The following is an 8,940-nucleotide window of genomic DNA, read 5'->3' as shown; positions in this document are numbered from 1 at the left end:
TCGCACGAGGGCTGGGGCGGGCGTACGGGGACGCGGCGCAGAACGCGGGCGGGGCCGTGCTCGACATGACGGGGCTCGACCGGATCCACACGATCGACGCCACGCAGGCATCAGCCGGCGGCGCGGCGGGCGGAACGGTCCGGTGCGACGCCGGGGTCAGTCTGCACCGGCTGATGCAAGCCCTGCTGCCGCTGGGCCGGTTCGTGCCGGTGACGCCCGGGACCCGCCATGTGACGGTCGGCGGGGCGATCGGCGCCGACATCCACGGCAAGAACCATCATGTGTCCGGGTCGTTCGCCCGCCACGTGCTCTCCCTGGAGCTGCTCACCGCCGACGGCGAGATCCGCACAGTCAGCCGTGGCACGCCCCTGTTCGACGCCACCGCGGGCGGCATGGGCCTGACGGGCGTCGTCCTCGCGGCGACCGTGCGGCTCCAGCCCGTGGAGACCTCGTTGATGTCGGTAGACACGGAACGCGCAACGGACCTGGACGACTTGATGGCCCGCCTCACGGCCACCGACCACCACTACCGTTACTCGGTCGCCTGGATCGACCTGCTCGCCCGCGGTACGTCCATGGGGCGCTCGGTACTGACACGCGGGGACCACGCTCGTGCCGACGCACTGCCCACACGCGCGCGTAGAGACCCACTCGCGTTCCGTCCCGGGCGTTTCCCCGCCGCCCCCACCTTCGTCCCCGCCTTCGTCCCCGAGGGTCTGCTCGGGCGCAGGACAGTCGGCCTCTTCAACGAACTCTGGTACCGGAAGGCGCCCCGCGCGCGTGCCGGTGAGCTGCAGAAGATCTCCACCTTCTTCCACCCCCTCGACGGGGTGCCGCACTGGAACCGCGTCTACGGAAAGGGCGGTTTCGTGCAGTACCAGTTCGTCGTCGGATACGGCCAGGAGGCCGCCCTGCGCCGCATCGTGCACCGGATCTCGCGGCACCGCTGCCCGTCGTTCCTCGCCGTCCTGAAGCGCTTCGGGGAGGGCGACCCGGGCTGGCTGTCCTTCCCGATGCCCGGCTGGACGCTCGCCCTGGACATCCCCGCGAACCTGCCGGGGCTCGGCGGCTTCCTGGACGAGCTGGACGAGGAGGTAGCGGCGGCCGGCGGACGCGTCTACCTCGCGAAGGACGCACGGCTGCGGCCCGAGCTGCTCGCCGCCATGTATCCGCGGCTCGATGAATTCCGGTCGCTGCGGGAGGAGTTGGATCCGCGCGGAGTGTTCACCTCGGATCTGTCGCGGCGCCTCGGACTGTGAGCGCGCGCAGAGTTCGGTTTCCCAACCCACCTCTACAGGAGTTCGGTTTCATGAAGGACGCCTTCGGAACCCCCCAGTCCCTCCTCGTCCTCGGCGGCACGTCCGAGATCGCACTCGCCACCGCACGCCGTCTGATCGCCCGCCGCACCCGCACGGTGTGGCTCGCGGGCCGCCCCTCGCCCACCCTGGAAACGGCCGCCTCCGGACTGCGCGAACTCGGCGCCGACGTACGCACCCTCCCCTTCGACGCGCTCGACTCCGACTCCCACGAGTCCGCGCTCGGCCCGGTCTTCGCCGAGGGCGACATCGACATGGTGCTGCTCGCGTTCGGTGTCCTTGGCGATCAGGCGCGCGACGAGAACGAGCCCGGGGCCGCGGTACGCGTAGCGCAGACCAACTACACGGGCGCGGTCTCGGCGGGCCTGATCAGCGCCAAGGCCCTCCAGGCACAGGGGCACGGCTCCCTGGTGGTGCTCTCCTCGGTCGCCGGCGAGCGCGCCCGCCGCGCCAACTTCATCTACGGCTCCAGCAAGGCGGGCCTCGACGCCTTCGCCCAGGGCCTGGGCGACGCACTGCACGGCACGGGCGTCCACGTGATGGTCGTACGCCCGGGCTTCGTACGCTCCCGAATGACGGCCGGCCTCCCGGAGGCCCCACTCGCCACAACCCCGGAGGCGGTCGCGGCAGCCATCGAACTGGGCCTACGCCGCCACTCCGAGACGGTGTGGGTACCGGGGTCGCTACGCCTGGTCATGTCAGCGCTACGGCACGCACCCAGGTCGGTGTTCAGGAGATTGCCGGTGTAGTACCGGGCTCCATAGGAGCGCCCCTTCGGGGCGCCCCAAAGGGGCGCGGGGAACTGCGCGCCCAACCACAACGCACCCGCAGCCGATGCACGACCTTTCCCGCGGAGCCTCGGCTTCCAGGCACCCAGCGGAGCGCTAGCGTGCGCGCAACGTGCCGTCCCGCTCCGTGGGCGCACCCGCCTGCGGAGGCACCACCGCGCCCCCGAAGGTGAAGTCGCGCATCCTGCGCCACACCCCGTCGGCGCCCTGCTCGTAGAGCGCGAAGCCGGTGCACGGCCACTCGGCCTCGTACTCGGACAGCTCCTCGTACGCCCGGTCCATCGCCTCGTCGTCGATGCCGTGCGCCACGGTCACATGCGGGTGGTACGGGAACTGCAGTTCGCGTGCCACGGGCCCGGACGCGTCCCTGACCTGCTTCTGCAGCCAGGTGCAGGCCTCGGCCCCCTCGACGACCTGCACGTACACAACAGGAGACAACGGACGGAAGGTTCCCGTGCCGCACAGCCGCATCGGGAAGGGGCGCCCGGCAGCCGCGACCTCGACGAGATGCGCCTCGATCGCGGGCAGCGCCGAGTCGTCGACCTCCGTCGGCGGCAGCAGCGTGACGTGGGTGGGGATGCCGGAAGCGGCGGCGTCGCCGAAGCCCGCGCGCCGCTCCTGGAGCAGGCTGCCGTGTGGCTCCGGGACCGCGATCGACACGCCGATCGTTACGGTCCCCACGTCGTCTCCTGTCGTTGTGCTTGCCGTTGTGCTTGCCGTTGTGCTTGCCGTTGTGCTTGCCGTTGTGTTGGTGCTGGTGTTCCGGGCGCTTTGGGCGGGCAGGGGTGGCTGCTGGTCCTGTGTGTCCGGTGTTTCCGTACGGCTTACGACTGTACGGCGGTCGGGCCCGATACCGGGTGTCAGTGCCTCGGTCAGTGCTTGGCGGGCAGGAAGCCCACCCTCTCGTACGTCTGGGAGAGCGTCTCCGCGGCGACGGCACGCGCCTTCTCCGCACCCTTGGCCAGGATCGAGTCGAGCGTCTCCGGGTCGTCCAGATACTGCTGGGTGCGCTCCCGGAACGGCGTCACGAAGTCGACCATGACCTCGGCAAGGTCCGTCTTGAGCGCACCGTAGCCCTTGCCGGCGTACTTCTGCTCCAGTTCCGCGATACCGACGCCGGTGAGGGTGGAGTAGATGGTCAGCAGGTTGCTGACGCCCGGCTTGTTCTCGACGTCGTGGCGAACCTCCGTGCCGGTGTCGGTGACCGCGCTCCTGACCTTCTTCGCGGTGGCCTTGGGCTCGTCAAGGAGGTTGATGAGGCCCTTCGGAGTCGACGCCGACTTGCTCATCTTGATCGACGGGTCCTGAAGGTCGTAGATCTTCGCCGTCTCCTTGAGGATGTACGGCGACGGGACCGTGAACGTCTGTCCGAAGCGGCCGTTGAAGCGCTCGGCGAGATCGCGGGTGAGCTCGATGTGCTGGCGCTGGTCCTCGCCGACCGGCACCTCGTTGGCCTGGTACAGCAGGATGTCCGCGACCTGGAGGATCGGGTACGTGAACAGGCCCACGGAAGCGCGGTCGGCGCCCTGCCTGGCTGACTTGTCCTTGAACTGGGTCATGCGGGACGCCTCGCCGAAGCCGGTGAGGCAGTTCATGATCCAGGCGAGCTGCGCGTGCTCGGGGACATGGCTCTGGACGAACAGCGTGCAGCGCTCCGGGTCGAGCCCGGCGGCCAGCAGCTGGGCGGCGGCGAGCCGGGTGTTGGAGCGCAGCTCGGCGGGGTCCTGCGGAAGGGTGATCGCGTGCAGGTCGACGACCATGTAGAACGCGTCGTGGGTCTCCTGCAGGGCCACCCACTGACGGACGGCGCCGAGGTAATTGCCGAGGTGGAACGAGCCCGCGGTGGGCTGGATTCCAGAAAGCACGCGGGGACTGTCAGAAGCCATGCTCACCATTCTCTCAGGTGTCGGGGGCCGCTCCGGAACTGGTCGGAAACAGATGGGAACCGATCTGTCTCCGGCGGTGTAACAAGAGTGTGAGGACGCGGGAGGGGGGCCGCATCGCCGATGAGGCCGCGGTGATCGCACGCGTACGCGCCGGAGAGCCGGAGGCGTATGCGGAGCTGGTGCGCGCCCACACGGGCATCGCGCTCAGGGCAGCCGTGGCACTGGGGGCGGGTGCGGACGCGGAGGACGTGGTGCAGCAGGCCTTCTTCAAGGCGTACTGCTCCTTGGGGCGCTTTCGGGACGGCGCGGCATTCAAGCCGTGGCTGCTCTCGATCGTCGCCAATGAGACGAGGAACACAGTGCGGACGGCGGTGCGCCAGCGCACGGTCGTGGGCCGTGAGGCCGCGCTGGTGGAGGCGGAGCCGCTGATACCGGAGTCGGCGGACCCGGCGGTCGCGGCACTGGAGGTCGAGCGCCGCAAGGCACTGCTGGCCGCCCTGGACCGGCTGAGCGAGGAGCACCGGCTGGTCGTCACCTACCGCTATCTACTGGAGATGGACGAGCCGGAGACGGCCCAGGCCCTGGGCTGGCCACGCGGCACGGTCAAGTCCCGGCTCAATCGCGCGTTGCGCAAGCTGAAGCGGCTGCTGCCGGATTTCGAGCCCCGGGAAGGAGGTGATGAGCATGAGTGACATGAGTGAGTCGTACGAGAACGGGGGCGCGGGTCGGTCTTCGGGCGGCCGTTCGCCTGAGGAGCCGGGAGGTGCACGTCGGGCGCCCGGCGACGCCTCCCGGCTGCCCGAGGAGCTGCGCGCACTCGGACGGTCACTGGATCCGCCGGGTGCGAGCGGGACCGAGTCGATGGTCGAGCGGGTGCTGGAGCAGATACTCGCCGAGCAGGTGCCGGTGCCGGTGGCCGAGCCGCCGGGACCGGCGACGCGGGTCCTGGCCGTGCGGCGGTGGGCACGGATGCGCCGGCGTTCGCTGACCGCCGCGTTGTGCGGACTGCTGACGGTCCTGGTGCTCACGCCTCCGGTGCGGGCGGCGGTCGTCGACTGGTTCGGCTTCGGCGGCGTCGAGGTGCGGTACGACCCGTCGGGACCGCATGCTTCCCCGTCTCCGGTGCCGGGCTGCGGGCAGGGCCTGACGGTGACCGAGGCCGCGCAGCGGGCGGGGTTCGAGCCGCTGGTGCCGCGGGAGTTGGGCCGGCCGACAGCCGCGCAGGTGTCAGGCGACCGCCGGGTCATGTCGCTGTGCTGGCGCACCGGGGACGGCGAGGTGATACGGCTCGACCAGTTCCGGGCGACGCTCTCTCCGCTGTTCTGGAAGTCGACGAGGGTGCCGTACGAACCGGCCACTGTGAACGGCGACTCGGGCCTGTGGTTCGCCGAGCCCCACCGCCTCGAGCTCGCTCTGATCGACGACCGGGGCCACGAGTACGCCAGGACGGTCCGCACGGCGGGGCCGACGCTGCTGTGGCAGCACCGGGAGGAGCGGACGCTGCGGCTTGAGGGCGTTCAGTCGCGGGAGCGGGCCGTGGCTGTCGCGGAGTCCGTGGAGTAGGTGCCGTGGAATCAGTCCACGTGGGATCAGTCCGTGGGGCAGAGGGCGTGACGTGGTCGGAAGTCGTGCGGGCCGGATGGGAACCTCGGCGGGTCGAGCGGTGTACCAGAAGTGACGGGGTGCGGACGGACCGCATCCGGGATCGACTGGGGGTCCGATGCGCAGGGTTCGTGAACTGGCAGCGGCAGCAGGGGCGTTGGCGGCTGCGCTCGCTCTGGTACTGACGGGGGCACCCACCGCGGTGGCGGGCGGCCCGACGAGTGTGCTGCTCGTATCGCCCAACAGCGGGGAGACGGCGTCGCTGTACAACAGCGACGAGGGATACATGCGTCTGAGGGACCTGCTGCCCGAGGAGGGCAGGGAGCTCGACAAGGCGCAGGAGAAGCCGCCGGACCTCAAGTCCATAGGCCGTCGGATCAACGTTACGTGGCTGATCCATGACGTCACTCCTTGGCGAGTGGACATGGTGCACCCTGACGTGGCCGGATCCCGGGGCGTCTGGATCCTCACGCAGCTCCGAATACAGCGTGATGGGTCGAAGCCGCCGGAGGAGATCTGGCACCGGGCGAAGAACCCTGATGAGCTCCGGGGCCTGCTCACCGATCTCGGTGTCATGAGCAAGCACCCAGAGGGGACGAACCCGGATTCGGGGCCCAAGGAGCCGTCGGACGACACGTCGGCCGCGGCGCCGGCCGGCGCCGGGGAGCCTCCCGTGACAGCGGCGGCCGCGGGGACGGACGACGGAACCGACTGGTGGTGGGCGATACCGGGGCTGGTCGCAGGAGCCGTGCTGGCGCTGGTGCTGCGACCGTTCGCGGCGCGGTTGCCGGGGGCGCTGCCTCTGGGCCGGGGGCGAGAACGGGATGTCGGGCCTCGGCAGGAACTGAGGGACGTCTGAGGGGATGCGCTCAGGGCTTATGAGGGGCGCGCGGTACTTACGCGTCCGGAATCTCTATGGAGGGGACTCAATGAGGGGGGCTCATGAAGGTGCCGGTCAGACGGGCCGGGGTGGCCCGGGCCGTGTCCCGTGCCGCCGAGATGCTTGCCGCAGTGGTGCTGGCCGCGGTCGTGCTCGCCGGACTCGGTATGTCCCAGGCACACGCGGACGCACCCGCCAAGGTGGATGCCGCTGCGCCGAATCTGGCGGTGGTGATGGCCAACGGCACGGGGCGGACGACGAGCTTGCGCTCCGGGGAACTGGACTTCGCCAGGCTCTGGCAGTTGCTGGGGCCGTCGTACACGGCCACGGAGATGGTGCCGCAGGACTGGTTCGAGGGCCGTTTCCCGCCCGTCCGGGCCACCGTGGTGTGGGGGCTGACCGGTGTCGGCGGCTGGCCGGAGACCGAGCGGCCACCCGGCGGCGACGTCTACATGGGGCGCCAGGACCAGGTGTTCCTCGCGGATGACGGTACGCCCTGGGTACGGACCGACCTGTCGATGGACGTGAACGACGACGACATCCGCTGGCATCGGGCACCGCGCTCGGTCTTCGACCAGCTGGAGAGGAGGGAACTGTTCGGGCCCGGCCCCACGGCGGCCGGGAGGCCGGACCCGACGGCCGGTGTCTGGTGGGCGATACCCGGACTCGCGGCAGGCCTCGCACTCGGCTCAGGCGGCACCCGCCTGATACGCCGCGCGTCGATGGGGGCCGAACCGAGGCCGCCGCGGGAGCCGGGGGAGCCGCGGCAGGAGTTGATCGATTTGTGAGCCGGGTGTGGGTGCCGGCCGAGGTCAACGCCTCGGCCGGCACCACCCACCGCTCAGCCCAGGTCGATCTCCGGGTACAGCGGGAAACCGGCCAGCAGGTCGGTGGCCCGGTGGGAGATCTCGTCCGCGATCTTGGGGTCCAGGATGTGCTGGGCCTTGGAGGGGGTGCCCTTGGCGGTGGTGCCGGGCTCGGCGGCGGTCAGGACACGGTCGATCAGTCCTGCGATCTCGTCCATCTCGGCGGTGCCCAGGCCACGCGTGGTGAGGGCCGGGGTGCCGATGCGGATACCGGAGGTGTACCAGGCGCCGTTGGGATCGGCGGGGATGGAGTTGCGGTTGGTGACGATGCCCGAGTCGAGCAGGGCGGTCTCGGCCTGACGGCCGGTGAGGCCGTAGGAGGAGGCGACGTCGATCAGGTTGATGTGGTTGTCGGAGCCGCCGGTGACCAGCGTGGCACCGCGGCGCATCAGGCCCTCGGCGAGGGCGCGGGAGTTGTCGACGACAGCCTGGGCGTAGTCGCGGAACTCGGGGCGGCGGGCCTCGGCGAGCGCGACGGCCTTGGCGGCCATGACGTGCGGAAGGGGGCCGCCGAGAACCATCGGGCAGCCGCGGTCGACCTGGTCCTTGAGGGAGTCGTCGCAGAGGACCATGCCGCCCCGCGGGCCGCGCAGCGACTTGTGGGTGGTAGTCGTGACGATCTGGGCGTGCGGCACGGGGTCGAAGTCGCCGGTGAGGACCTTGCCGGCGACCAGGCCCGCGAAGTGCGCCATGTCGACCATCAGCGTCGCGCCGACCTCGTCGGCGATCTCGCGCATGATGCGGAAGTTCACGAGACGGGGGTACGCGGAGTAGCCGGCGACGATGATCAGGGGCTTGAACTCGCGAGCGGAGGTGCGCAGGGCCTCATAGTCGATGAGGCCGGTGGCGGGGTCGGTGCCGTAGGAGCGCTGGTCGAACATCTTGCCGGAGATGTTGGGGCGGAAGCCATGGGTGAGGTGGCCGCCGGCGTCCAGGGACATGCCGAGCATGCGCTGGTTGCCGAACGCCTGGCGGAGCTCGGCCCAGTCGGCCTCGGAGAGGTCGTTGATGTTGCGGACACCGGCCTTCGCGAGCGCCGGGGCCTCCACCCGGTCGGCGAGGACGGCCCAGAAGGCGACGAGGTTGGCGTCGATACCGGAGTGCGGCTGGGCGTAGGCGTGCGCGGCGCCGAAGAGTTCGCGGGCGTGCTCGGCGGCGAGGGCTTCGACGGTGTCCACGTTGCGGCAGCCGGCGTAGAAGCGGCGCCCGACCGTGCCCTCGGCGTACTTGTCGCTGAACCAGTTGCCCATGGCCAGGAGGGTGGCCGGGGAGGCGTAGTTCTCGGAGGCGATCAGCTTGAGCATCTCGCGCTGATCGGCGACCTCCTGGCCGATGGCGTCGGCGACCCGGGGCTCGACGGCGCGGATCACTTCGAGAGCACTGCGGAAAGCGGCGGATTCTGGGGAAAGGGGCTCGGGCATGAGGGACCTCCGGACGTGGCGTTCAGCGTTCACGGTTCGGCCCAGGCGCACGGCACTTGTTGGTTCACGGGCCGCTCCCCGATGGTCGGTCCCATCCCAAGCGCGCCAGTCACGGCCCGCCGGTCAGCCTACCGGGCGCGCCCGATCGACGGCCACGCGGGCGGTGGCCGCAGATCGTCGG

General features: G+C 70.5%; 9 protein-coding genes and 1 riboswitch. Of the genes, 6 read left to right on the top strand and 3 right to left on the bottom strand.

Translation table 11 applies throughout. The features are described from left to right. Both G5C60_RS32965 and G5C60_RS32960 read left to right on the top strand, forming a co-directional pair. The coding region (locus G5C60_RS32965) for a decaprenylphosphoryl-beta-D-ribose oxidase (RefSeq protein WP_165264688.1) at positions 1 to 1,259 on the top strand (1,259 nt) is incomplete at its 5' end. A 50-nt stretch (positions 1,260 to 1,309) separates the two neighbouring features. Continuing rightward, the gene (locus G5C60_RS32960; RefSeq protein WP_165264687.1) at positions 1,310 to 2,065 is read left to right on the top strand and encodes a decaprenylphospho-beta-D-erythro-pentofuranosid-2-ulose 2-reductase; all 756 of its coding nucleotides are present in this window, start codon (positions 1,310 to 1,312) and stop codon (positions 2,063 to 2,065) included. Positions 2,066 to 2,200: 135 nt separating this feature from the next. On the opposite strand, the gene G5C60_RS32955 is transcribed toward G5C60_RS32960, so the two are convergent. Both G5C60_RS32955 and trpS read right to left on the bottom strand, forming a co-directional pair. Beyond that, entirely contained in the window at positions 2,201 to 2,785 is a 585-nt protein-coding gene (locus tag G5C60_RS32955) for a 2'-5' RNA ligase family protein (protein WP_165264686.1), read from the bottom strand. 191 nt (positions 2,786 to 2,976) lie between these two features. After that, entirely contained in the window at positions 2,977 to 3,990 is a 1,014-nt protein-coding gene (gene trpS, locus G5C60_RS32950; RefSeq protein WP_165264685.1) for a tryptophan--tRNA ligase, read from the bottom strand. 89 nt (positions 3,991 to 4,079) lie between these two features. On the opposite strand from trpS, the gene G5C60_RS32945 reads away from it, so the two are divergent. From G5C60_RS32945 to G5C60_RS32930, 4 genes are all read left to right on the top strand, one after another. Further along, positions 4,080 to 4,682 (top strand): RNA polymerase sigma factor, encoded by a 603-nt coding sequence (locus tag G5C60_RS32945; RefSeq protein WP_338146002.1) that lies wholly within the window; start codon positions 4,080 to 4,082, stop codon positions 4,680 to 4,682. A gap of 1 nt (position 4,683) precedes the next feature. Then, positions 4,684 to 5,553, top strand: a complete 870-nt coding sequence (locus G5C60_RS32940; protein ID WP_165264691.1) for a hypothetical protein — start codon at positions 4,684 to 4,686, stop codon at positions 5,551 to 5,553. A 157-nt stretch (positions 5,554 to 5,710) separates the two neighbouring features. Continuing rightward, entirely contained in the window at positions 5,711 to 6,451 is a 741-nt protein-coding gene (locus tag G5C60_RS32935) for a hypothetical protein (RefSeq protein WP_165264683.1), read from the top strand. A 140-nt stretch (positions 6,452 to 6,591) separates the two neighbouring features. After that, positions 6,592 to 7,260 (top strand): hypothetical protein, encoded by a 669-nt coding sequence (locus G5C60_RS32930; RefSeq protein WP_165264690.1) that lies wholly within the window; start codon positions 6,592 to 6,594, stop codon positions 7,258 to 7,260. A 53-nt stretch (positions 7,261 to 7,313) separates the two neighbouring features. Here the strand turns inward: G5C60_RS32930 and G5C60_RS32925 are convergent, their stop codons facing one another. Continuing rightward, positions 7,314 to 8,759: a glycine hydroxymethyltransferase gene (locus tag G5C60_RS32925; RefSeq protein WP_165264682.1), complete on the bottom strand. Its 1,446-nt coding sequence runs from the start codon at positions 8,757 to 8,759 to the stop codon at positions 7,314 to 7,316. Between the two features lie 32 nt (positions 8,760 to 8,791). Beyond that, a riboswitch (ZMP/ZTP riboswitch) is annotated at positions 8,792 to 8,882 on the bottom strand. Positions 8,883 to 8,940: the final 58 nt, after the last annotated feature.

This window comes from Streptomyces scabichelini (genome assembly GCF_011045015.1).
Classification (GTDB): domain Bacteria; phylum Actinomycetota; class Actinomycetes; order Streptomycetales; family Streptomycetaceae; genus Streptomyces; species Streptomyces scabichelini.
This window is presented reverse-complemented; position numbering and strand designations above follow the sequence as displayed.

Coding starts and splice junctions, on each gene's coding strand:
- G5C60_RS32960 (WP_165264687.1), top strand. CDS start 1,310: ATGAAGGACGCCTTCGGAACCCCCCAGTCCCTCCTCGTCCTCGGCGGC.
- trpS (WP_165264685.1), bottom strand. CDS start 3,990: ATGGCTTCTGACAGTCCCCGCGTGCTTTCTGGAATCCAGCCCACCGCG.
- G5C60_RS32940 (WP_165264691.1), top strand. CDS start 4,684: ATGAGTGAGTCGTACGAGAACGGGGGCGCGGGTCGGTCTTCGGGCGGC.
- G5C60_RS32935 (WP_165264683.1), top strand. CDS start 5,711: ATGCGCAGGGTTCGTGAACTGGCAGCGGCAGCAGGGGCGTTGGCGGCT.
- G5C60_RS32930 (WP_165264690.1), top strand. CDS start 6,592: ATGCTTGCCGCAGTGGTGCTGGCCGCGGTCGTGCTCGCCGGACTCGGT.
- G5C60_RS32925 (WP_165264682.1), bottom strand. CDS start 8,759: ATGCCCGAGCCCCTTTCCCCAGAATCCGCCGCTTTCCGCAGTGCTCTC.